This is a genomic window from Micromonospora sp. NBRC 110038 (assembly GCF_020884815.1).
Classification (GTDB): Bacteria; Actinomycetota; Actinomycetes; order Mycobacteriales; family Micromonosporaceae; genus Micromonospora; species Micromonospora haikouensis.
Window position 1 is genome coordinate 166,724 of the sequence record NZ_BBOL01000007.1, and the last position, 21,130, is coordinate 187,853.

Annotated in this window: 20 protein-coding genes; 11 read left to right on the top strand and 9 right to left on the bottom strand. The window is 72.4% G+C overall.

Translation table 11 applies throughout. The features are described 5' to 3' along the window. The first annotated feature begins 84 nt into the window (after nt 1–84). Both LPU61_RS23605 and LPU61_RS23610 read left to right on the top strand, forming a co-directional pair. A complete protein-coding gene (locus tag LPU61_RS23605) occupies nt 85–1,401 on the top strand; it encodes a hypothetical protein (RefSeq protein ID WP_229406166.1) in 1,317 nt (438 codons plus the stop codon). A 49-nt stretch (nt 1,402–1,450) separates the two neighbouring features. Beyond that, a complete protein-coding gene (locus LPU61_RS23610) occupies nt 1,451–2,317 on the top strand; it encodes an IclR family transcriptional regulator (protein WP_255700192.1) in 867 nt (288 codons plus the stop codon). Here LPU61_RS23610 and LPU61_RS23615 read toward each other — a convergent pair. From LPU61_RS23615 to LPU61_RS23625, 3 genes are all read right to left on the bottom strand, one after another. Then, nucleotides 2,310–3,071 (bottom strand): IclR family transcriptional regulator, encoded by a 762-nt coding sequence (locus tag LPU61_RS23615; RefSeq protein WP_229406167.1) that lies wholly within the window; start codon nt 3,069–3,071, stop codon nt 2,310–2,312. The two genes, LPU61_RS23610 and LPU61_RS23615, sit on opposite strands and share 8 nt — an antisense overlap. A 385-nt stretch (nt 3,072–3,456) precedes the next feature. Then, nucleotides 3,457–3,867, bottom strand: coding sequence for an ester cyclase (locus LPU61_RS23620; protein ID WP_229406168.1), 411 nt, complete (start codon nt 3,865–3,867; stop codon nt 3,457–3,459). Beyond that, nucleotides 3,855–4,268 (bottom strand): VOC family protein, encoded by a 414-nt coding sequence (locus LPU61_RS23625; RefSeq protein WP_228986516.1) that lies wholly within the window; start codon nt 4,266–4,268, stop codon nt 3,855–3,857. The genes LPU61_RS23620 and LPU61_RS23625 overlap by 13 nt, the downstream gene beginning before the upstream one ends. Nucleotides 4,269–4,489: 221 nt before the next feature. On the opposite strand from LPU61_RS23625, the gene LPU61_RS23630 reads away from it, so the two are divergent. From LPU61_RS23630 to LPU61_RS23655, 6 genes are all read left to right on the top strand, one after another. Continuing rightward, complete coding sequence (locus LPU61_RS23630; RefSeq protein ID WP_229406169.1) at nt 4,490–5,515, top strand: aldo/keto reductase; 1,026 nt, start codon at nt 4,490–4,492, stop codon at nt 5,513–5,515. A gap of 105 nt (nt 5,516–5,620) precedes the next feature. After that, nucleotides 5,621–7,147, top strand: a complete 1,527-nt coding sequence (locus LPU61_RS23635) for an alpha-L-fucosidase (RefSeq protein WP_229406170.1) — start codon at nt 5,621–5,623, stop codon at nt 7,145–7,147. Then, complete coding sequence (locus LPU61_RS23640; RefSeq protein WP_229406172.1) at nt 7,144–9,150, top strand: beta-galactosidase; 2,007 nt, start codon at nt 7,144–7,146, stop codon at nt 9,148–9,150. Before LPU61_RS23635 ends, LPU61_RS23640 begins: the two co-directional genes overlap by 4 nt. A 339-nt stretch (nt 9,151–9,489) precedes the next feature. Continuing rightward, entirely contained in the window at nt 9,490–11,142 is a 1,653-nt protein-coding gene (locus LPU61_RS23645) for a ricin-type beta-trefoil lectin domain protein (protein ID WP_229406174.1), read from the top strand. A 104-nt stretch (nt 11,143–11,246) separates the two neighbouring features. After that, nucleotides 11,247–12,227, top strand: coding sequence for a phosphotransferase (locus tag LPU61_RS23650; protein ID WP_229406175.1), 981 nt, complete (start codon nt 11,247–11,249; stop codon nt 12,225–12,227). 87 nt (nt 12,228–12,314) lie between these two features. Then, nucleotides 12,315–12,752, top strand: coding sequence for an HD domain-containing protein (locus tag LPU61_RS23655; protein WP_229406176.1), 438 nt, complete (start codon nt 12,315–12,317; stop codon nt 12,750–12,752). 54 nt (nt 12,753–12,806) lie between these two features. On the opposite strand, the gene LPU61_RS23660 is transcribed toward LPU61_RS23655, so the two are convergent. Both LPU61_RS23660 and LPU61_RS23665 read right to left on the bottom strand, forming a co-directional pair. After that, nucleotides 12,807–13,001: a helix-hairpin-helix domain-containing protein gene (locus LPU61_RS23660; protein WP_229406177.1), complete on the bottom strand. Its 195-nt coding sequence runs from the start codon at nt 12,999–13,001 to the stop codon at nt 12,807–12,809. Between the two features lie 53 nt (nt 13,002–13,054). Continuing rightward, nucleotides 13,055–13,948, bottom strand: a complete 894-nt coding sequence (locus LPU61_RS23665) for an SDR family NAD(P)-dependent oxidoreductase (RefSeq protein WP_229406178.1) — start codon at nt 13,946–13,948, stop codon at nt 13,055–13,057. Nucleotides 13,949–13,987: 39 nt separating this feature from the next. On the opposite strand from LPU61_RS23665, the gene LPU61_RS23670 reads away from it, so the two are divergent. The 3 genes from LPU61_RS23670 (at nt 13,988) to LPU61_RS23680 (ending at nt 16,215) form a co-directional block, all read left to right on the top strand. Beyond that, entirely contained in the window at nt 13,988–14,572 is a 585-nt protein-coding gene (locus LPU61_RS23670) for a TetR/AcrR family transcriptional regulator (protein ID WP_229406179.1), read from the top strand. A 226-nt stretch (nt 14,573–14,798) separates the two neighbouring features. Next, nucleotides 14,799–15,884, top strand: coding sequence for a sporulation protein (locus LPU61_RS23675; protein WP_229406180.1), 1,086 nt, complete (start codon nt 14,799–14,801; stop codon nt 15,882–15,884). 106 nt (nt 15,885–15,990) lie between these two features. After that, nucleotides 15,991–16,215, top strand: coding sequence for a hypothetical protein (locus tag LPU61_RS23680; RefSeq protein ID WP_077937497.1), 225 nt, complete (start codon nt 15,991–15,993; stop codon nt 16,213–16,215). A 77-nt stretch (nt 16,216–16,292) separates the two neighbouring features. Here LPU61_RS23680 and LPU61_RS23685 read toward each other — a convergent pair whose 3' ends face one another. The 4 genes from LPU61_RS23685 to LPU61_RS23700 are packed head-to-tail and all read right to left on the bottom strand — an operon-like array spanning nt 16,293 to nt 21,126. Then, complete coding sequence (locus LPU61_RS23685) at nt 16,293–17,207, bottom strand: ABC transporter permease (RefSeq protein WP_229406181.1); 915 nt, start codon at nt 17,205–17,207, stop codon at nt 16,293–16,295. After that, nucleotides 17,204–18,421 (bottom strand): ABC transporter permease, encoded by a 1,218-nt coding sequence (locus LPU61_RS23690; protein WP_229406182.1) that lies wholly within the window; start codon nt 18,419–18,421, stop codon nt 17,204–17,206. Before LPU61_RS23690 ends, LPU61_RS23685 begins: the two co-directional genes overlap by 4 nt. Continuing rightward, nucleotides 18,421–20,010 carry an ABC transporter ATP-binding protein gene (locus LPU61_RS23695; RefSeq protein ID WP_176734274.1) on the bottom strand — a complete coding sequence of 530 codons (1,590 nt, stop codon included), beginning with the start codon at nt 20,008–20,010 and terminating at the stop codon, nt 18,421–18,423. Before LPU61_RS23695 ends, LPU61_RS23690 begins: the two co-directional genes overlap by 1 nt. 36 nt (nt 20,011–20,046) lie before the next feature. Further along, a complete protein-coding gene (locus LPU61_RS23700) occupies nt 20,047–21,126 on the bottom strand; it encodes a BMP family ABC transporter substrate-binding protein (protein ID WP_043963151.1) in 1,080 nt (359 codons plus the stop codon). Nucleotides 21,127–21,130 lie beyond the last annotated feature (4 nt).

Genomic DNA, 21,130 nt, shown 5'->3' on the forward strand with positions numbered 1-21,130 from the left:
CAGGTCACGCTAGAGAAGCCATCCCGAGTATGTCAACATACGAGACGTCATCTTGAATGAAGTCACGGCGGCGGGAGCGCAGGGATGGACGACGAGGTGCCGGCGGCACTGCGGCGGGCGGCCGAGGAGGCGATCGACGAGGCGGGCGTCCTCGACGCGCTGGCCGCGCTGGGTGCGGAGCACAGCCCGTACGGCCAGGAACGGGCCACCGCCCACCGGCTCGCCGACTGGGCCGCCGCGCGCTGGCCGGAGCTGTCCTGGCGGGTCGACCCCCTGGACCCGACGGCGGCGCTGCCCGACAGCGCCAACCTGGTCGGCTCCTCCGCCCTCGGCACGGCGCCGGAGCTGCTCCTCTACTCACACCTGGACACGTCGCTGACCGGCGGGGCCGAGTTCGACGCGCCGATCACCGGCCTGGACGCCCCCGCACCCGGGCTGATCAGGCCGGCCGGGGCGGACGCCGAGCCGGTGGTCAGCGGCTTCGGCCTCGGGGTGGCCCGCGCGGCGACCGCCGCCGCCCTGGTCGGCTTCGCCGCGGCGGCCGGCGCGTGCCGGGCCGCCGGCCGGCCGCACCGGCTGACCCTGCTGCTCGCCGCCGCCGGCACCCACCGCACCGACCCCGACGCCGGCCCCGTCGCCGGCGGGGTGGCCCACCACCTGGACCGGCACCCGCTGCCGGCCGCCGCCGTGGTGGCCAAGAGCGGCCCGCCGGGCGTGCTCACCGCCGAGCCGGGGGCCATGTTCGTCCGGGTACGGCTGACCAGCCGGTTCCATCCGGCGCTGTTCCGCGACGCCGCCGTCCCGCCGGGGGGCCTGCTGGCGCATCTCGGCCGGGTGGTCGCGGCGCTGGAGGCGTTCCGCGCCGCGCACCTGGCCAGTCGCGCCGGGCGCGGCGGCCAGGTCGGGGCGGAGGTGGGCATCGGCGCGGTGCGGGCCGGCCAGCCGGGCAAGCCCGACCTGCTGCCCGGGCGGCTGGACTTCCACCTCTACCTGGTGACGGTGCCCGGCGACGAGCCGGCGGAGATCGCCGACGCCCTGGCCGCGACGCTCGCCGAGAGGCTGCGCGGCACCCCGCTGGGCGACTGCGGGGTGAGCGTGACCGGCTGGCCCGTCCACCCGGCCGCCGCCACCGATCCCGACGCCCCGATCTGCCACTGGGCCGACGCCGCCTGGCGGGCCGCGCACGGCCGCGCGCCCCAGCCGATCCGGGGCTGGACGGGGTCGACCGACGGCGTGGTGCTGCGCGGGCGGGGGGTGCCGACCGTCCGGCTGGGCCCGCCGTCGCTGCCGGCGGACCCGGGCGACCCTCGGCGGGACCGCTACGCGGTGGCCGAGCTGGTGCGTTTCGCCCGGATTTATGCCGACATCGCGCTACGAAGCCGGCAGATATCGACAGCCTGATGTGCCATATGCCATGATACTGTCTCACTTCACGCAACGAGGGATCCAGATGGCGGACGACAGCCCCTCGCCGGGGAAGAACGCGGACCAGAGCGCCCCGGCGATCCAGACCGTGCAGCGCGCGGCGGTCATCCTCAACGCGTTCACCGCGGCGCGCCCACGACTCAGCCTCAACGAACTGACCGCCAGCCTCGGCACCAGCAAGGCGACGGCCCACCGCTACACGAAGGCGCTGCGCGAGAGCAACCTGCTGCGCTACGACGAGCGGGAGGGACTCTACTCGCTCGGCCCGCAGATCCTGACCCTCTCCGCCGCCGCGCGTGCCGCGATGCCGGTGATCAGCATCGCCGGCCCGCACATGCAGCAGCTCGTCCGCGAGATCGACGAGACCGTGGTGCTCAGCGTCTGGGACGGCGACACGGCAGTGGTCGTCCGCGCCGACGACAACACCGACCGGGTCATCCGCGTCAGCGTCCGCACCGGCTCCCGGCTCTCGCGCACCGAGTCCGCCCAGGGCCGGGTCTTCTGCGCCTTCCTGCCCGAGGACGACGTGGTCGGGCTGGCCGACGAGCTGGCCGCCTCCGCCGAGCTGCGCCGGGAGGTCGACAAGATCCGCCGCACCGGCATCTCGGCGAACACGCCGTCGGCCAACGGCGTGCGCAGCATCGCCGCGCCCATCTTCCGCGGCAGCACGCTGATCGCCGCGATGGCCATCGTCGGCACCACCACCTCCGTGCCGGAGGGCACCGACACCCCGCTCGCCATCGCCCTGCAGCGCGTCGCCGCCCTGGTCACCGCCGAGCTGGGCAGCACCGGCACCGGCACCGGCACCGGCCACCACCCCGCGCCCGACGACGGCAACGGCCACCGTCCCCGTCCCCCGGCGGCACGCGGGAGCGCCGGCCGGGTCAGCTGACGGCCGCGCCGAGCCCCTCGGACAGCTCGCGCGCGATGCGCAGCAGGATGTCCGCCGCCGCGGCCTCCGCCGCGCCGGAGAGCACCGCGTCCGTGCCGAGCACGCCCAACGCGGCCACCACCTGGGTACGCTCGAACACCGGCGCGGCCAGCACCCGCACCCCGAAGTCCTCCGGCGAGTTGACGGCGAACCCGTCGCGGCGCACCTGCTCGACCACCGCCCGCAGCCCGGCCGACAGGCGCAGCTGGCGGGCCACCACCGGGGCCTCGGCGGGCGGCAGGAACGCGCAGAACACCCGGCCCTGCGCCGAGCGCACCAGGTCCAGCGGCGATCCCGTACGCACGCTCAGCCGCACGTCGCCGCTGACGTTGTCCATGCAGCGGACCACGATGGGGCTCTCGCCGTTCCACACGCTGAGCACCGAGGTCTGGTTGGTGAGCCGGGTCAGCCGGTCCAGGTAGGGCTCGGCGGCGGTGACGATGGGCAGCGCCGCGCGGGCGGCGGCCTCCATCGCCAGCACCTGCGGGCCCAGCGTGTACGTGGCGGTGGCCGTGTCGAAGCGCAGCAGGTTGGCCGCGCGCAGCGCGCGGGCGTACCGGTGCGCGGTGGCCCGGCTGATCGCGAGGTCGGCGGTCAGCTCGGCCAGCGTGAGCCGGGGCCGCTCGGCGGAGAACGCCTTCAGGATGGTGGCCGCCCGCTGCACGGTCTGGATCGCCGGCGCGTCGCCGTGGTGTTCCTCGACCCCGACCGCCATCGCGTCACCTCGCGCATCCCCGTCGTCTCCGCAGGATGCGCACTCTACCCAGCGCGACGGGAGGGGCGCGAACGCGGCGGAGGGGCGGCGTGGCCGCCGCCCCTCCGCCGCACTCTCCGACTACAGTGAGTGACTCTTGGGTGCCAGGTCGCCGGGTCTCGGTCGGCGTTGACGCTGCGTCACGCCCCGCGACCCCGGCCCACGCACCCCGCCCCCTTTGCTCTGCACCCACCGAGGCAACACGGCCGCCATGCTGCAATTCTGCCAAGTGCCGGGAACGACAGCAGACAGGCGGTCAACTACTCTCAGCGACCGGTGCGTCCGTGGGTGCAGAGCAAAGGGGGTCAACCGGCGACATCGACCCAGGCGCGGCGACCACGCCCAGTCACTGCTCGACGGCGAGCTGACGGTGCACCTCGCCGCTGTCCCAGTAGTCGACCCGGTGCGCGACCAGGCCGTCGGCGTCGACCCGGAACCGGAACATCCCGCGCACGCGCACCGGGGCCCGGCCTGCGGAGACGAGCCGGAACGACATCCGGTACGCCAGCGCGGCCCGGTCCCCGTCGACGATCAGCTCCTCCACCTCGTAGCGGAGGTCGGCGAACTCGGCCAGGAAGCCGTCGAGCCGCTCCCGGTAGCCGGCCCGGCCGACCACTCCCCGCCCGAGCCCGGCGGTGTGCTCGTTGACGAAGCCGACGCTGACGCAGGCGGCGACGGCGTCGGCGTCGTGGGCGTTCAACGCGGCCAGGTAGCGCAGCACCGCGGCCCGGGTGCCCGCCGCGGTCAGTTCCCCCACAGCCGCCGTACGGTGTCGAACACCTGCTGGTCGTGGGAGATCTCGATGACGTTGCCGTCGGGGTCCTTCAGCGCGCAGATGTAGCCGACCGGCGGCGGCATCTGGCGCGGCTCCCAGTGCAGGCAGCCCAGCTCGCGGGCCCGCGCGGCGATCTCGTCGACGTCCGAGCGCTGCGGCACCTCGATGCCGATGTGCGCGAACGGGTGGAGCAGGCCGAGCTGGCCGCCCTTGTCCTTGTTGAACGAGACGAGCACCAGCACGAACGGCGTCTCGACCTGCTTGTCGTTGGAGAGCCACACGCTCTCCCCGTCGGCGTCGGCGAACCGCTCCACCACCACCAGCGGGGTGAGCGTGGTGTAGAACGCGATCGCCTTGTCGAGGTCGCCGGTGGGCAGTGCCACGTGCGTCCATCGGGCTTGGGTCAGGCCGGTCCCCATGAGTACCTCCACCGTGCCGGAATGTCCAGAACAACGCTGTCACCAGCCTATTCGTCCCCCGGTCGCGGCGGCGATGTGCCGGGGACACAAACCCGTCCGGGCCGATTCGACCCGGCGGGACAGTGCCGGGGGTCGGGCCGGCGTGCCAGCGTGGTCACACACACCAGCGGGAGGACGATCAGATCATGCGCTACCGCAGGCTCGGCGGCACGGGCGTCGAGGTCAGCACGCTCTGCCTCGGCACGATGATGTTCGGCGCGTGGGGCAACACCGACGAGAAGGAGTGCCACCGGATCGTCGCCGAGGCGCTCGACGCCGGGGTCAACCTGGTCGACACCGCCGACGTGTACGCGCACGGCGAGACCGAGGAGATCGTCGGTCGGGCGCTGCGCGGGCGGCGCGACGACGTGGTGCTGGCCACCAAGTTCCACGAGCCGATGGGCGCCGACCGCAACCGGCGGGGCAACTCCCGGCGGTGGATCACGCAGGCGGTCGAGGACAGCCTGCGCCGGCTGGGCACCGACTGGATCGACGTCTACCAGGTGCACCGCCCCGACCCGCGCACCGACGTCGACGAGACCCTCGGCGCCCTGTCCGACCTGGTCCGGCAGGGCAAGGTACGCCTCATCGGCACCTCCGCGTTCCCCGCCGAGCAGATCGTCGAGGCGCAGTGGGTCGCGCAGCAGCGCCAGCGGGAACGCTTCACCACCGAGCAGCTGGCGTACTCGGTCCTGGCCCGGGGTGCCGAGGCCGGCGTGCTGCCGACCTGCGAGCGGCACCGGCTCGGGGTGATGGTCTTCAGCCCGCTCAACGGCGGCTGGCTGACGGGCAAGTACCGCGCGGGCAGCGTGCCGGCGGACTCCCGCGCCGGGCGCAACGGCGACCACTTCGACTTCCGCGACGCCGCCGCCCGCGACCGCAAGCTCGACCTGGTCGGCGAGCTGGACGCGCTGGCCCGGGAGAGCGGCCTGACGCTGATCGAGCTGGCGCTGGGCTTCGTGCTCAGCCACCCGGCCGTGACCAGCGCCGTGATCGGCCCCCGCACCCTGGAGCAGCTGCGCAGCCAGCTCGGCGCGGGTCAGCTCGACGGGCTCCCGGCCGACGTGCTCGACCGCATCGACGCGCTGGTGCCGCCGGGCCACAACGTCAACCCGGCGGACGCCGGGTACCAGCCGCCGGCGCTGACCGACCCGGCCCTGCGGCGGCGCTGACACCACGGGCGGCGACGCGGCACCGACCGGCCACGGCAAGACAGCGGTCAATTCGTCAAGTAGGGTGACGGACGGTATCGACCCCGGCACGGACGGGACGTTCGGATGACCCCTGCCCCCACTCCGCCGCGTCGCGCGCCGGGTTCCGTCGACGAGATCGAGGCGCTGACCGCCGTGCGTCCCAGCGCGCGGCAGGTGGCGTGGCAGTCGATGGAGTTCTACGCCTTCGTCCACTTCGGCATGAACACGATGACCGACCGCGAGTGGGGCCTCGGCGACGAGGACCCGACCCTGTTCGATCCGGCGGAGCTGGACGTCGACCAGTGGATGACGGCGTTCGCGGCGGCGGAGATGACCGGCGTCATCCTCACCGCCAAGCACCACGACGGCTTCTGCCTGTGGCCCTCGCAGGTGACGACGCACTCCGTCGCCGCCTCGCCGTGGCGGGGCGGGCAGGGTGACCTCGTGCGGCTCGTGGCGGATGCGGCGCGGCGGCACGGTCTGCGGTTCGGCGTCTACCTCTCGCCCTGGGACCGCAGCGAGGCCACGTACGGCTCGGGGAGGGCGTACGACGACTTCTTCGTCGCCCAGCTGGAGGAGTTGCTGTCCGGCTACGGCGAGGTCTTCTCGGTGTGGTTCGACGGGGCCAACGGCAACGGCCCCGACGGCCCGCACCAGGACTACGACTGGGAGCGGTACTACGCCGTCGTCCGGCAGCGACAACCCGGCGCGGTGATCTCGGTCTGCGGGCCGGACGTGCGGTGGTGCGGCAACGAGGCCGGGCACACCCGGGCGGACGAGTGGAGCGTCGTGCCCGCCGGGCTGCGCGACGCCGAGCGCATCGCCGAGGGCTCCCAGCACGTCGACGACGGCGTGTTCTCCCGGCTCGTGCGCAGCGACGGGCAGGATCTGGGCAGCCGGGCGGCTCTCGCGGGCCGCCTCGGCGATCTCGTGTGGTACCCGGCCGAGGTCAACACGTCCATCCGGCCGGGGTGGTTCCACCACCCGCGCGAGGACGACGCCGTCCGCTCCGCCGACGAGCTGTTCGAGCTGTGGCGCGCGGCTGTCGGCGGCAACGGCTGCCTGCTGCTCAACGTGCCGCCCGACTCCCGTGGCCTCGTGGCCGCCCCCGACGTGGCCGCCCTGACGGGTCTGGGCGAACGCATCCGCGCGTTCCGGGGCGCGGTGCTGGAGGGCGACGTCGTGCTGTCCTCGGGGGTCGTGCGTCCGGCCGCCGGCGGGCCGGCGGGCGACCCGGCCGCGCTCGCGCGACTGGCGGCGGGCGCGGCGGAGGGCTGCGTGTGGCGACCGGCGGTGTCCGACGGGCTGCCGGCCGTCTCGGTCGTCCTGCCCACCCCCACCGAGGTCGCCGCCGTGGTCGTCGGCGAGGACATCACGTACGGGCAGCGGCTGGAACGGCTCGTCGTGACCGCCGTGGCCGACGGGCGCGAGGAAGTGCTGGCCGAGGCGGGTGCGGTCGGCTACCGGCGCATCCTGCGCTTCGCCCCGCGCGTCGTGAGCGAGGTGCGGGTGCGGATCGAGGCGTCGAGGGGGCTGCCGGCGATCCGCACGGTCGCGGTGGTTGCGGCGGACGGCGGATGGCTGCCCCGAGAGCGGGGAGTCGGCGGATGACCTGGTCGCATGTCGACAACGCCTGGCCGACGAGGGGCCTGAGCTACGGGGCCGACTACAACCCCGAGCAGTGGGACCGGGCGACCTGGGCCGAGGACGTGCGGCTGATGACGCAGGCCGGCGTCAACCTCGTCTCGCTCGGCATCTTCTCCTGGGGCCTGGTGGAGGTCGCGGACGGGGAGTTCGACTGGGGCTGGCTGGACGAGGTGGTCGACCTCCTGGCCGAGGGTGGCATCGCCATCGATCTCGCCACGCCGACCGCCGCGCCCCCGGGCTGGCTGCTGGCCGCGCACCCCGAGATCCGCCCCGTCGACCACGACATGCGACCGCACTGGCCCGGCGCGCGCCTCGGCTGGTGTCCGAGCAGCCCGGTCTTCCGGGGGTACGCGCTGCGCGTCGTCCGCGCCCTCGCCGACCGCTACGGGCATCGGGACCACGTCGTGATGTGGCACGTCAGCAACGAGTTGGGCGGCGGCAACGGCCGCTGTTACTGCGACGTGTCGGCGGAGGCGTTCCGCGACTGGCTCCGGCGCCGGTACGGCACGCTCGACGCGCTGAACGACGCGTGGGGAGCCGCCTTCTGGGGCCACACGTACCGCGACTTCGCCCACGTCATCCCGCCGCGCGGCAACAACGCGAAGAACCCGTCGCTCGTGCTCGACTTCGACCGTTTCTCCTCCGACGAGTTGTTGGCGCACTATCTCGCCGAGCGGGCGGTGCTCAAGGCCGTCACCCCGCAGCTTCCCGTCACCACGAACTTCATGGTGGGCGCCGAGCCCGACGTCGTGGACTACCCGCGCTGGGCGGCGCACATGGACATCGTCGCCAACGACCACTACACCCGTTCCGCCGACCCGGTCCCCGAGCAGGATGTCGCCTTCTCCGGCGACCGCATGCGGGCGATGACGACGCAGCGCCGGCCGTGGCTGCTCATGGAGCACTCGACCAGCGCGGTGAGCTGGCAGCCGCGCAACCGGGCCAAGACGCGGGGGGAGCTGATCCGCAACAGCCTGAGCCACGTGGGTCACGGCGCCGACGGCGTCATGTTCTTCCAGTGGCGTGCCTCGCGGGCCGGCGCGGAGCAGTTCCACTCGGCGATGGTCCCGCATGCCGGCGAGGACACCGAGCTCTACCGCGACGTGTGCCGGCTGGGCGCGTACCTGCGCAGTCTCGCCCCGGTCCTGGGCTCGCGCGCTCCCCGGGCCCGGGTCGGCATCCTCTTCGACGACGAGGCGGGCTGGGCGATGGCGAAGGGGGTCAAGCCGAACAACCACCTCGACTACGGCCGCCTCGTCCGCGACTGGCACCACGCGTTCTGGCGGCTGAACGCGAGCATCGAGGTGCTCCCGCCGTGGGCCGACCTCGCCGGCCACGAGGTCGTGGTGGTGCCGGCGCTCTTCCTGACCGGCGACGACACGGCGGCGCGGGTGACCGCCTTCGCCGAGGCGGGCGGCACGGTCGTGGTGAGCTTCCTGTCGGGCATCGTGGACGCGAACGACCAGGTGCGGCTGGGCGGCTACCCGGGTGCGTTCCGTGACCTCCTCGGTGTCCGGTGTGAGGAGTTCCGTCCGTTGCAGGAGGGCGAGACGTTCACCCTCGACAACGGCTGGCGCGGTTCGGAGTGGACGGAGCTCCTCCGGGTCGGCGAGGCGGAGGTGCTCGCCGGATACTCCGGGGGGCAGCTCGACGGCCGCCCCGCGATCACGTCGCGTTCGTTGGCGGGTGGGGGCCGCGCGCTGTACGTCTCCGCCGGCCTCGACGGCGACTCGCTGCTCGCCCTCGCGCGCTCGTTGGTGGCCGCCCCCACCGGTGTGCCGGCCGGCGTCGAGGTGCTGGTGCGCCGGAACGACGAGGAGGTCTTCACCTTCTTCGTCAACCACGCCGACACGGATGCCGTCGTCGCGGCCACCGGCCGGGAGCTGCTCACCGACGAACCCGTCGGCGGAGAGTTGCACCTGCCGGCCGGCGAGGTACGGGTGGTCAGGTCGGACGGCCTCGGCTGACGACCGCGAACGGGGCGTCACCACATTGGCGGCCGACGATCACAGTCAGCTCCTTTGCTTGCCCGTGTGAGCGGTCACATGTTAACTTTCCCGAGGAGCTACCGGGCTGCTCCAACCAGCTTATCGGGATCCCCGCCGGCCTCGGAGCGATGCGCATTACCGCGTCGAGCCGTGGCCATTAGGGAATTCCGCGCAGCGCTGAGGACAGGTCGCATTCCCGCCCCGTAATCGCAGGTGACCACCACCAAGATGTCACCAGCGCACCACCCATGCCTGCCGAACGGCATATCAATTGGCAGGCGGCACGACGACGTCCACCGTCCCGAAAATGGAGAGTCAATGCGCGCACGTACGAGATGGTTCGCCGCCCTTGGCGTCGCACTCCTGGGAGCAGTCGGATTGACCGTGGTCGACACGGTTGCCGCCCCGCAACCAGCTCAGGCATTGGAGAACGGGGTGGGCCGCACCCCGCCGATGGGCTGGAACAGCTGGAACACGTTCTACTGCAACATCAACGAGGCGCTGATCCGGCAGATGGCCGACGCCATCGTCAGCACCGGCATGCGGGACGCCGGCTACCAGTACGTCGTCGTCGACGACTGCTGGATGAACCCCAACCGCGACTCGGCCGGCAACCTGCAGGGCGACCCGACGCGGTTCCCCAGCGGCATGAAGGCCCTGGGTGACTACATCCACAGCAAGGGCCTCAAGTTCGGCATCTACCAGGCCCCGCTGGACAAGACCTGCGCCCAGTACTTCAACTCCTACCCCGGGGCCACCGGCGCCATGGGCCACGAGGCCCAGGACGCCCGCCAGTTCGCCGCCTGGGGCGTCGACTATCTCAAGTACGACTGGTGCTCCCCCACCGGCACCATCAACGAGCAGGTCAACCGGTTCGCCATCATGCGCGACGCGCTCGCCGCCACCGGTCGCCCCATCCTCTACAGCATCAACTCGAACAGCATCCACGAGAAGACCGGCCCCATGCGCAACTGGGGCGACGTCGCCAACATCTGGCGGACCACCGAGGACATCACCAACGCGTGGGACACCGGCCAGACCAACGGCTACCCCATGGGCATCCAGAACATCATCAACGTCACCGTGCCGCTGGCCGGTTACGCGCGTCCGGGTGCGTTCAACGACCCCGACATGATGGAGGTCGGCCGGGGCGGCATGAACGACACCGAGATGCGCAGCCACTTCGCGATGTGGGCGATGATGGCCTCGCCGCTGATCGCCGGCAACGACATCCGCAACATGGACAGCGCCACGCAGACCATCCTCAAGAACGCCAACCTCATCGCGATCAACCAGGACACCCTCGGCCTCCAGGCCACCCAGGTCTCCAACGACGGCACCCGCCGGGTGCTCGCCAAGCGGCTCGCCAACGGCGACGTGGCCGTCGCCCTGTTCAACCAGGGCGGCTCCACCACCACCATTTCCACCACCGCCGCCGCGATCGGCAAGTCCGGCTCCTCGTTCACCCTGCGCGACGCCTGGACGAACGGCACCTCCACCACCACCGGCGCCATCTCCGCCAGCGTGCCGGCCCACGGCACGGTCGTCTACCGGGTCAGCGGCGGCGGCACCACCACCCCGCCGCCCACCACCACGTTCCGGCTGCGCAGCGAGTCCAGCGGCCGGTGCCTGGACGTCGACAACGGCAACACGGCCAACGGCACGGGGGCGCTGATCTGGGACTGCCACAGCAACGCCAACCAGCAGTTCACCCAGTCCGGCCAGGCCCTCCAGGTCCTGGGCAAGTGCCTGGAGCTGCCCACGAACGCCGCCGCCGGCACGCGCGCCCAGATCTGGGACTGCAACGGCGGCACCAACCAGCAGTGGACCTTCAACGGCAACGGCACCATCAGCAACGTACGGTTCCCGTCGCTCTGCCTGGACGTCAACAACGCCGGCACGACCAACGGCACCACCGTGCTCGCCTGGACCTGCCACACCGCCGCGAACCAGCGGTGGAGCCGGGCCTGACCTGACCCCACGCGCCATCGGGCGCCCCGGACGCCACCGTCGGCAGACGGCCCGGCATCCGGGGCGCCCGCCTTCGCGTACGCCAATCCGCCACACTGTGCCGCATGATCGGATCGCAGGTGCCGGTGCTGGAGATGCTGTGGGAGGCGCACGATCCGCACCGCGCGCTCGACGCAAGGTTCGGCTTCGGCGACGCGCGGGCGGCGGGCCGCTGGGTCGCCGACGTCCTGGACGAGCACTGGGGCGTACGCGTCGACTCCTGCGAGCGGATCGTGATGAGCGACGGCAACGCGCTGGCGTGGGTCGACACGCCGTCCGGTCGGCGGCTCGCGAAGTGGTCGGTGCTGCCCGATCGTTTCCCGCGCCTGGCCGAGGTGGCCCGACTCACGAGCTGGCTCGACGGCCGGGGCCTGCCGGTCTCGGCACCGGTTCCCACCCGGGACGGCCGTCTTCAGGTCGAGGCCGACGGTGTCTCGCTGGGCCTGCAACGGGTGATCGAGGGCGATCTTCTCGACACCACCGATCGCGGCCAGGTGCGGGCAGCCGGAGCCGTCCTGGCCCGGCTCCAGGATGCGCTCGCGGCGTACCCGCACGCCGAACGACTCACCAGGCTCGCCGTGGCATCCCCACCGTTGACGCAGCGGATCACCAAATGGCTCGACACTAGCGCCGCGCAGCTGCCCGCAGCGGCCCGCGACGCGCTGGGCGGACTGGTCGCCGGCGCGCCACCCGACCGGCTGCCGCGACAACTCGTCCACTTCGACTTCCGCTCCGCCAACGTTCTGTGTGCCGGCCGCGAGGTCACCGCGGTCCTCGACTTCGAGGAAACCCGGCACGACCACCGGCTCGTCGAGCTGGCCCGCGCGACGATCCTGCTCGGCACCCGCTACCACGACTGGGGACCGGTGCCACCTGAGGTCCATGCCCACTTCCTCGCCGGCTACCAGGCCGTGCGCCCGCTGACCCCGGCCGAGGCGGGCTGGTGGGACGTCCTGCTGCTCTGGCAGGCCCTCGCGATGGTGCCGCCCGGCGAGGACCCGACCGGCTGGGGAGCATCCGCGCTGAGCCGGCTGCCGCGACCCTGAGCACGGCCACTCTCGGCGAGCCGAGCCGGATCGGATGTGCGTCTACAGCCTGCGGACAGAGGGCATCACCGGCACGGGGACGGGCAGATGAGCGAGGACCAGCACGCCGCCGCGATGAGGTTCATCTTCGAGGCCGGCGTCCTCAAACGCGCCGCCCTCATCGGCATGATCCTCGCCGCCATGGAAGGGGCCGACCCCGCCCGGGTCACCATGCTCTGCGTCCTGCACGACACCCAGGAAACCCGCACCACCGACCTGCCCCACATCGCCAAGCGCTACCTCACCGCCGCCGTCACCGAGTACGAAGCCGGCGAAACCCTCGACGCCATCGTCGCCCGCGACGCCGACAAACTCGAATGCCTCGTCCAAGCCGTCGAGTACCGCCACCAGGGCATCGACAACGTCCAACGCTGGATCGACAGCAGCCGCGCCGCACTCAGGACCAACTCCGCCCACCGCCTCGCAGACGCCGCGCTGACCGGACGGCCCCTGGCCTGGCTCACACCACCCGCACGGCCGGAGTAGCGGCTTGCTCGTCGGCGGGTTCCTCTCCCCGTACCGCCGCTGCGGGGGTGTCCCCTACCCCAGGCTGAGGTCGTGCTCCTCCAGGGAGTGCTGGATGATCCCGAGCGCCTTCGGCCCCATGCCGTGCAGCCTGGCCAGCTCGGCGCGGGGCACCCCGGCCAGGTCGCGCAGGGTCGTATAGCCGGCGTTGTTCAGGGCCCGCGTCGCTGGTGCTCCGATCCGCGGGAGGGCATCGAGGGTGGAGGTCATGCCGTCGATGCTACGGGGAGGTCAGCGCGGGCGGCGCGATCTCCGGGCTGGGCTCAGGGCTCCACTCCGGCCAGTCGGGCGGCTCGGTGCCAGAACCGGTCGATGAGGGCTTCGTCGTTGACCTGCCTGTTGGTCTGCCACGGCTTCGCGGGCTTCCGCTGGGCGTAGAAGAGTCCCGGTTCCCAGTCGATGCCGGGCGTCCCGGTGAGGAAGTGCGCGAGGTTCGCTCCGCCCCTTTCCGGCGAGATCAACGCCAGCCGCGACAGCGGGGTTCGATACAGCAGCCGGGTGAGGACATCGTTGTTCTCCGCCCCGAAGCCGGTGCGGACGTTGCCGGGATCGAACGCGACAGCATTGATTCCTGCCGACCGGTAACGGGCGTGCAGGCCGCGCGCGAACAGGATGTTCGCGAGCTTCGCATCGCCGTAGGCCCGCATCGGCGCGTACGTCTTCTCATGGTTGAGGTCGTCGACGTCGACCTTTCTTACGAACCTCGCCGAGGCGCTCGACGTGTTGACCACGATGCCGTCCCCGGCACGCAGCGGCTCCAGGAGCAGATGCGTGAGCAGGAACGGCGCGAGGAGGTTGACCTGGAACGTCTTCTCGTTGCCGTCCACGGTCGCGGTGCGCTCGCCGAAGATGCCGCCGGCGTTGTTCGCCAGCGCGTCGATGCGGTCGACCGAGCCCCGGATGTCCGCGGCCAGCCGCCGCACGTCGTCGAGCCGCGTGTAGTCCGCGGCGAAGTGGGCCGCCGCGGCGACCTCGCGGGCGACGGCCGCTGTCTTCTGCGCGGATCGTCCCACTACGACGAGTCGGTGCTCGGGTCGGGCGCGCGCGATCTGCCGCGCCGCCTCGGCCCCGATCCCGTCGGACCCACCCGTGACGACGATCGTCCGTCCGGTCATTCGCCCCACTCCCCACTGTCTCTTGCATGTCAGTTGTGGCACTCTAGTGCCACCATCGGCACGCAAGAGTAGCATGGCGGGGTGAGTGGAGGAGACTTGTCGCTTCGGGACCGGGCCCGTCGGGCCGTGCGCGTGGAGATCGCCGATGCGGCGCTGGGCGTGTTCCTGAGTCAGGGCTTCGAGGCGACGACGGTCGAGGAGATCGCCCAGGCCGCGGGCATCTCCCGACGCAGCTACTTTCGCTACTTCGCCAGCAAGGACGAGGTGCTCGCCGAGGCCCTCGCCTGCACCGGCCGGGCGATCGCCGAGGCCCTCGCCGGGCGCCCCCCGGGCGAATCGCCCTGGGACGCCCTCCGCCGCGCCTTCGACCCGCTGCTCGAACAGGCCAGCAGGGACCCGAACGCCAAGGCCCTCGGCCGGCTCATGCTCGAACGCCCCAGCATCCGACAGGGCAAGGACGCCGCGTGGCAGAGCGAGATCGCCGCAGCCCTCAAGCCCCGGCTGCCAGCCGACGGCGGCGACGCCTCGCTGCGCGCGCAGGCCCTTGCCGCCTCGGCGATCGCCTGCCTCCACGCGGCACAGGCCCAGTGGCTGTCGCCCGACGAAGACGCCGACCTCGGCGCGCTGCTCGACACGAGCATGGCTGCCGTGCATCCACTCGCGTAGGCAGAAACAAGGGCAGGCACGCCAACCCACGCAACCCTACCGAAGGTTAAGCAGATGGATACACTCAGCTACCTCTCAGGTTGAGTTGGTACTTTCCCGGCGCAGCGGCTTCCACCATGGACGCCGCTGAATCCGTTGCGGCACAAGGGTTCCCGGTGGACGTTCCACCGAGTCCGGGTGGCGCGCGTGGTGGCTGTCAAGGGAGACGCACGGAGTGTTCAAGAAGATGTTAGGCGCGTTCGGGGTGGGTGGCCCGAGCGTCGACACGGTCCTGTCCAACCCGAACACCCGCCCGGGGTTGCTGCTCGGCGGGCAGGTGAACCTGACCGGCGGCAGCCACGACGTGGAGATCGACCACATCACCGTCGGCCTGGTCACCCGGGTGGAGGTCGACGGCGCGGAGGAGGGGCACGACGCGCTCGTCGAGTTCCACCGCGTCCAGGTCGCCGGCGGCCTGCACCTGCGGGAGGGGCAGCACCTCTCCCTGCCGTTCCAGGTGGCGATGCCGTGGGAGACCCCGGTGACCGACCTGTACGGGCAGCGCCTGCACGGCATGACGATGGGCCTGCGCACCGAGGTGGCCATCCGCGGCGCGGTCGACAAGGGCGACCTCGACCCGGTGTACGTGCACCCGCTGCCGGCGCAGGAGCGCATCCTGGAGGCGTTCGGCCGGCTCGGCTTCCAGTTCAAGGCCGCCGACCTCGAACGCGGGCACATCTCCGGGCTGCACCAGACGCTGCCGTTCTACCAGGAGATCGAATACTTCGCGGCCCCGCAGTACGCCCACGCCGTCAACGAGGTCGAGCTGACCTTCGTCGCCAACGAGCACGGCGTCGACGTCGTGCTGGAGTTCGACAAGCGCGGCGGCCTGTTCGGCGGCGGCCACGACTCGTACGCCCGCCATCATGTCGCCCACGGCGGCGCCGAGCACGGCGACTGGGCCGCGCAGGTCGACGGCTGGATCCGCCAGGTCCTCGACGGCCACCGGAGCCCGCACGCCGGCCACGGCTACGCCCCGCCCGTCCCGGGCTACGGGGCACCCGGCTACCCGCCGCCGCCCCCGCCGCCCGGCTACGGCGTGCCCGGCTACGGGCAGCCCGCCTACGGCGCGCCGGGTTACGGCCAGCCCGCCTACGGGCACCCGGGGGGCCACTACAAGGAGGAGCACCACGAGCGGCACGACGGGCCCGGCATGGGCGGGGTCGTCGCGGGGGTGGTCGGCGGCGCGGCGCTCGGCTTCGCCGGCGGCATGATCGCCGACGAGGTGTTCGGCGACGACGAGGACGACGACGGCGGCGACGAGGAGGCGTGAGCCTCCGGCGGGTCCGCTGTGGAGTCGCGCGCCGTTCCATGATCTAATTTGTCAGGTTTGTCCGCATCCGGCCGGATTGTCCGGCCGGAGTTTCGAAGGAGTGTGCATGCCCGTCACCGCCGACCTCACCAAGCTGGTCGACAAGGCCTACCAGGACAAGACCCTCACCGAGATCGTCGACGCCCCGGTGTCCGCCCTCGCCGGGGTCAGCGACGGCGACGCGAAGCTGCTCAAGGACGCCTTCAACATCACCACCGTCGGCGACCTCGGCCGCAACCCCTACTTCCGCACCGCCAACGCCCTGGTCGCGCTGACCGGCACCACGAAGTAGCGCCACGACGGGTGCCCGGTGCGCCGAGAACACCTCTCGGAGCACCGGGCACCCGTCCGTTTTCGCTGCCGCCCGGGTCAGGTGGTGCCGCGCTGGAACGGCTGGGCCAGCGCCCGGGGTTCGCGGTGCGCGGTGGCGAACACCAGCATCGCGAGCAGGGCCAACAGGTACGGCGCGGCGATCAGCAGCTGCGAGTTCATGGTCACCCCGAGTGCCGGCAGCGCCAGCCGCATCGCGTCGGCGAGGCCGAAGACGACGCAGCCGACCAGCGTGCGGCCGAGCCGCCAGGCGCCGAAGATCACGGCAGCGATCACCAGGTAGCCGCGCCCGGCGGTCATGTTCTGGTTGAACGAGCCGACCTCGCCGACGGCCAGGTACGCGCCGCCGAGCCCGGCGAGCAGCCCGCACCACAGCAGCGCCTGCCGGCGGCGGAGGTTGACGTGGATCCCGCTCACGTCGGCGGCCTGCGGGTTCTCCCCGACGGCCCGCAGCTCCAGCCCCCACCGGCTGCGCTGCACCAGCCACCAGGTCAACGGGATCACCGCCAGCAGCAGATACACCGGCCAGCGCTGCACGAACAGCATCGGGCCGACGAGCGGGATGTCCCGCAGCACCGGCACGCTCACCTGCCACACCTGGTGCCCGGTGAAGGTGCTCACCGTGATCAGGTAGCTGGTCAGGCCCAGCACGAGGGCGTTGAGGACCAGGCCGACGACGAAGGTGTTGATCTGCACCCGGTGCGACAGGTTGCCGTGCACGAACGCCACGGCCACGCCGACGAGCGCGCCCGCGGCCAGGCCGATGGTGGCGCTGCCGGTGGCGCTGGCCACGGCGATCGACCCGAACGCGGCACCGAGCATCATCGCCTCGACGGAGATGTTGAGGGTGCCGGCGCGCTGGGCCACGTACTCGCCGCAGGCGGCGAAGGCCAGGGGGACGGTGAGCCGGGCCCCGCTGGAGAGGATGGTGGCGATGTTGTCGGCGGCGCTCATGCCAGACTGCCTTCCATAGCGTCCTGCTTGCTCACGGCCGGGTCGGTGGCGGGCGTGGTGGTCGCCGGCTCGCCGGCGCGGCGGCGTTTGCGCAGCATGCCGATCACCACCGGCGGCGCGACGAACGCCAGCACCAGCAGCGCCTTGACCACGTCGACGAGGAACGGCGGCACCCCGGTGGCGGCCAGGAAGCTGCCCCCGGCCCGGAGCACGCCGAACAGCACCGCGACCGGGATGGCCAGCAGCGGGTTGTTCCGGGCGACGAGGGCGACCAGCAGGCCGTCCCAGCCGATGTTGAGGGACATGCCGGGCTGCAACCGGTTGGTGCCGACGGGGCTGGCCAACAGCAGCGCCCCGGCCAGGCCGGCGAGGCCGCCGGAGATGGCCAGCGCCATGCCGCCGAGGGCGCCGACGCGCACGCCGGCGTGCCGGGCCGCCGCCGGGCTGAGGCCGGTCATCGTGAGCCGGAACCCCCATCGGGTACGCGCCAGCGCGAGGCTGAACACGACCGCGACGACGATGGCCAGGACGAGGCCGCCGTTGATCTGGAGGTTCGGGTACTCGCCGAGGGAGCTGATCCGGGCGCCCTCGGGCAGCGGGTTGGACTGCGGGGACAGGGTGCCCCGGCCCAGCCGGGACTCCTGCAGCAGCCACGGGGTGTTCACCGCGAACGAGACGAGCTGCTGGGCCAGGAAGGTCATCAGCATCGTGCTGACCACGACGTTGACGCCGCGGAAGCGGTACATCAGGGCGCTGAGCCCGGCCCACGCGCCCGCGCCGACTGCCGCGGCGGCCAGCACGCTGACGACGAGCAGCGGTCCGGGCAGCGCCAGGCGCAGGCCGGCCCAGGCGCCGAAGAGCGCCCCGATCAGCACCTGCCCCTCCTGGCCGATGTTGAAGAAGCCGGAGCGGGCGCTGACGCAGGCCCCGACGGCGACCAGCAGCAGCGGCGCGACGTACAGCAGGGAGGTGGTCCAGGCGGCGGGGCTGGCCATGCTGCCCTGGTACATGGCCTTGGCCGAGGCGGTCGGCGAGCCGCCGGTGACCGAGATCAGCAGGGCGGACAGGGCGAGGGCGACGGCGACGGTGGCCGCCGTGGCGGCGGCCACCTGCCAGCCGCCGACGCCCGGGTTGAGCCGGCGCAGCAGCCGGCGGCCGGTGGCGTCGGGGCCGTTCGGGCCGGTGGGCGGCGCGGCGACGGTGGTGGCGGCCATCAGTGCGCCACCCCGCCGACCAGCATGCCGAGGCGTTCCGCGGTGGCCTCGGCGGTGGGGAGGACCCCGACGATCCGGCCGGAGGAGATCACCGCGATCCGGTCGGCCAGGGCCATCACCTCCTCCAGCTCGGTGGAGATCAGCAACACGGCCACTCCTTCCGCGGCGGCCTGCCGCAGCCGCACGTACATGTCTTCGATCGCGCCGACGTCCAGCCCGTGGGTGGGTTGGGCGGCGACCAGCGCCTTCGGTCCGGCGGACAGCTCCCGGGCCAGCACCACCCGCTGCTGGTTGCCGCCGGAGAGGCTGCGCAGCGGGGTGTCCGGCGAGGGGGCCACGATGTTGAACTCGGCCATCTGCCGGCGGGCGATCCGGTGCATCCGCCGCCGGCTGAGCACCCCGCGCGTGCAGACCCCGGCGAGGGACTTCATGACGAGGTTCTCCGCCACGCTCATGTCGAGCACCACCCCGGAGTGGTGCCGGTCCTCGGGGACGATGCCGAGGCCGGCCTCGTGCAGCGTGCCCGGCCGGGTCAGCTCGACGGGGCGGCCGCCGACCTCGACGGCGCCTTCGTCGGGGACCAGCAGCCCGGACAGCAGTTCGCCGAGGGTGGCCTGGCCGTTGCCCTCGACCCCGTACAGGCCGACGATCTCGCCGGGGGCGACGTCGAGGTGCAGGTCGTCGAGGACGGGCAGGCCGCCGACGCGCAGGGTCACCCCGCGCAGCCGCAGCGCGGCCGGCGTGGTGGGGTCCGCCGCCGGGGCCGCCCCGGCGGGGTCGGTGGACGGCGGCGCGCCGGCCGGGCTCTGGGGCTCGACGGGCAGCAGGCCCAGGGCCGCGCCCTCGGCGCGCAGCGAGACGTCGCGGCCGACCATCTGCCGGGCCAGCTCCTGGGCGGTGGTGTCCGCCGTCGTGCCGTGGAACGCCACCGCGCCGCGCCGCAGCACGGTCACCCGGTCGGTGGCGGCCATGATCTCGGCGAGCTTGTGGCTGATCAGGATGACGGCGCGGTTCTCGGCCTGCACGACCCGGCGCAGCACCGTGAACAGCTCGGCCGACTCGGCCTGGGTGAGCACGGAGGTCGGCTCGTCGAGGATCAGCACGGACGGGTCGCGCCGCAGGCACTTGATCAGCTCGACGCGCTGCCGTTCCCCGGCGGAGAGCCGGTCGACCCGGGCGAGCGGGTCGATGGGCAGCCCGTAGCGCTGGGCGACCTGCTCGACCTGGGCGCAGGCCGCCGCCCGGTCGACCCGCCCGGTGTCGCCGAGGATGACGTTCTCCCAGACGGTGAGCGGCTCGATCAGGCTGAAGTGCTGGTGGACCATGCCCAGCCCGAGGTCGGCGGCGACCTGCGGGCTGTCGATCTCGATCGGTTCGGTGCCGCGCAGGATGGTGCCGGTGTCCCGGTGCACCAGCCCGAGCAGGATCTTCATCAGGGTCGACTTCCCGGCCCCGTTCTCGCCGAGGAGGCCGTGGATCTCGCCGGGCCGTACGGCGAGATCCACGGCGTCGCAGGCGACAACCGGACCGTAACGCTTGCTGACCCCGCGCAGGGTGAGAGCCGGCGTCAGCTGGTCGTCAACGTTCACAGTCCGTCCACCTCGTTGGTCGTCGAGCGGCAGGGGTCAGGAGCCGAGCTTGGCGACTTCCGCCTTGGTGTCGATCTTGTCGGCACCCACGTCGGCGATGAAGGCGTCCATCTTCTGGGTCTGCTCGGCGGTGGGGGAGCAGATCTTGACCGTCGGGTACGCGTCCTTGCCGAGGTGCCACACCTTGGTGGTGCCGAGCTGCATCTCGCCCTTGGCGAACAGCTCCAGGGCGGCGGCGAAGTACGCGCCCGGGTCGAAGATGACCGAGATGTCGAAGCGCGGGTCGGTCGAGTCGCAGCGGTCGGTGCCGGGGGTCAGGGTGATGGCCCCGCCGTCGGCGGCGAGCTTGGCGGCGGCGTCGGTGGCCCCGCCCAGGTACGGGTAGATGACCTTCACGCCCTGGCTGAGCTGCGCCTGGACGGCCTCCCGGGCCTTGGCCGAGTCGTTGAAGTCACCGGTGTAGGTGGTGACCAGCTCGGCCTTCGGCACGACCATGCGGATGCCGGCCTTGAACGCCTTGGCGGCGTTGACGGAGAAGTCGGCCTCCATGCCGGTGACGAAGCCGGCCTTGGTGGCGTTCTTCTGCTGCATCAGCAGGCCGGTGGCGTAGCCGGCGGCCAGCATGCTCTGGTTGGGGTCGTCGCTGGAGATGACGGTGCGCGGGGTCTGCGGGACGTTCTCCGACGACGGCACGTACCAGGCGGTCTTCGCGCAGACCGGCTCCTCGGAGGCGGGGATGGCGTCCTTGAGCTCGGACGCGCCGAGGGCGACCATGTCCACGCCCTGCTGGCACAGCGCCCGCGCGGCGGCGAGCGCCTCGGTGGCCGGGACGCTGCCGCGCTTGATGACCTGCCAGCCCTTGCTGGTGGCGAACTTCTCGGCGCCGACGACGAAGCTCTCGTAGTAGCCCTTGTCGTTGATGTCGCCGGGGCTGAGCACCCCGATGACGACCTTGCCGTCGCCGTTGACGTCGGGCTGCCCGGCCTGGGTGGTCCCGCCGCTGGCGGTACCCGCCGCCGAGGGCGCGGACGCGTCGTTGCTCGCGCAGCCGAACAGGGCGAAGGCGAGGGCGCCGGCGAGCACCGCCGCCGGGCCCTTCGCGGTACGAAGTGTCATGGTG

Bases quoted from the DNA above. Each gene is read 5' to 3' on its own strand.
- LPU61_RS23675 (WP_229406180.1), top strand. From the start codon at position 14,799: ATGTTAGGCGCGTTCGGGGTGGGTGGCCCGAGCGTCGACACGGTCCTG.
- LPU61_RS23685 (WP_229406181.1), bottom strand. From the start codon at position 17,207: ATGAGCGCCGCCGACAACATCGCCACCATCCTCTCCAGCGGGGCCCGG.
- LPU61_RS23615 (WP_229406167.1), bottom strand. From the start codon at position 3,071: ATGGCGGTCGGGGTCGAGGAACACCACGGCGACGCGCCGGCGATCCAG.
- LPU61_RS23640 (WP_229406172.1), top strand. From the start codon at position 7,144: ATGACCTGGTCGCATGTCGACAACGCCTGGCCGACGAGGGGCCTGAGC.
- LPU61_RS23645 (WP_229406174.1), top strand. From the start codon at position 9,490: ATGCGCGCACGTACGAGATGGTTCGCCGCCCTTGGCGTCGCACTCCTG.
- LPU61_RS23605 (WP_229406166.1), top strand. From the start codon at position 85: ATGGACGACGAGGTGCCGGCGGCACTGCGGCGGGCGGCCGAGGAGGCG.
- LPU61_RS23655 (WP_229406176.1), top strand. From the start codon at position 12,315: ATGAGCGAGGACCAGCACGCCGCCGCGATGAGGTTCATCTTCGAGGCC.
- LPU61_RS23700 (WP_043963151.1), bottom strand. From the start codon at position 21,126: ATGACACTTCGTACCGCGAAGGGCCCGGCGGCGGTGCTCGCCGGCGCC.
- LPU61_RS23690 (WP_229406182.1), bottom strand. From the start codon at position 18,421: ATGGCCGCCACCACCGTCGCCGCGCCGCCCACCGGCCCGAACGGCCCC.
- LPU61_RS23660 (WP_229406177.1), bottom strand. From the start codon at position 13,001: ATGACCTCCACCCTCGATGCCCTCCCGCGGATCGGAGCACCAGCGACG.
- LPU61_RS23650 (WP_229406175.1), top strand. From the start codon at position 11,247: ATGATCGGATCGCAGGTGCCGGTGCTGGAGATGCTGTGGGAGGCGCAC.
- LPU61_RS23610 (WP_255700192.1), top strand. From the start codon at position 1,451: ATGGCGGACGACAGCCCCTCGCCGGGGAAGAACGCGGACCAGAGCGCC.
- LPU61_RS23635 (WP_229406170.1), top strand. From the start codon at position 5,621: ATGACCCCTGCCCCCACTCCGCCGCGTCGCGCGCCGGGTTCCGTCGAC.
- LPU61_RS23630 (WP_229406169.1), top strand. From the start codon at position 4,490: ATGCGCTACCGCAGGCTCGGCGGCACGGGCGTCGAGGTCAGCACGCTC.
- LPU61_RS23680 (WP_077937497.1), top strand. From the start codon at position 15,991: ATGCCCGTCACCGCCGACCTCACCAAGCTGGTCGACAAGGCCTACCAG.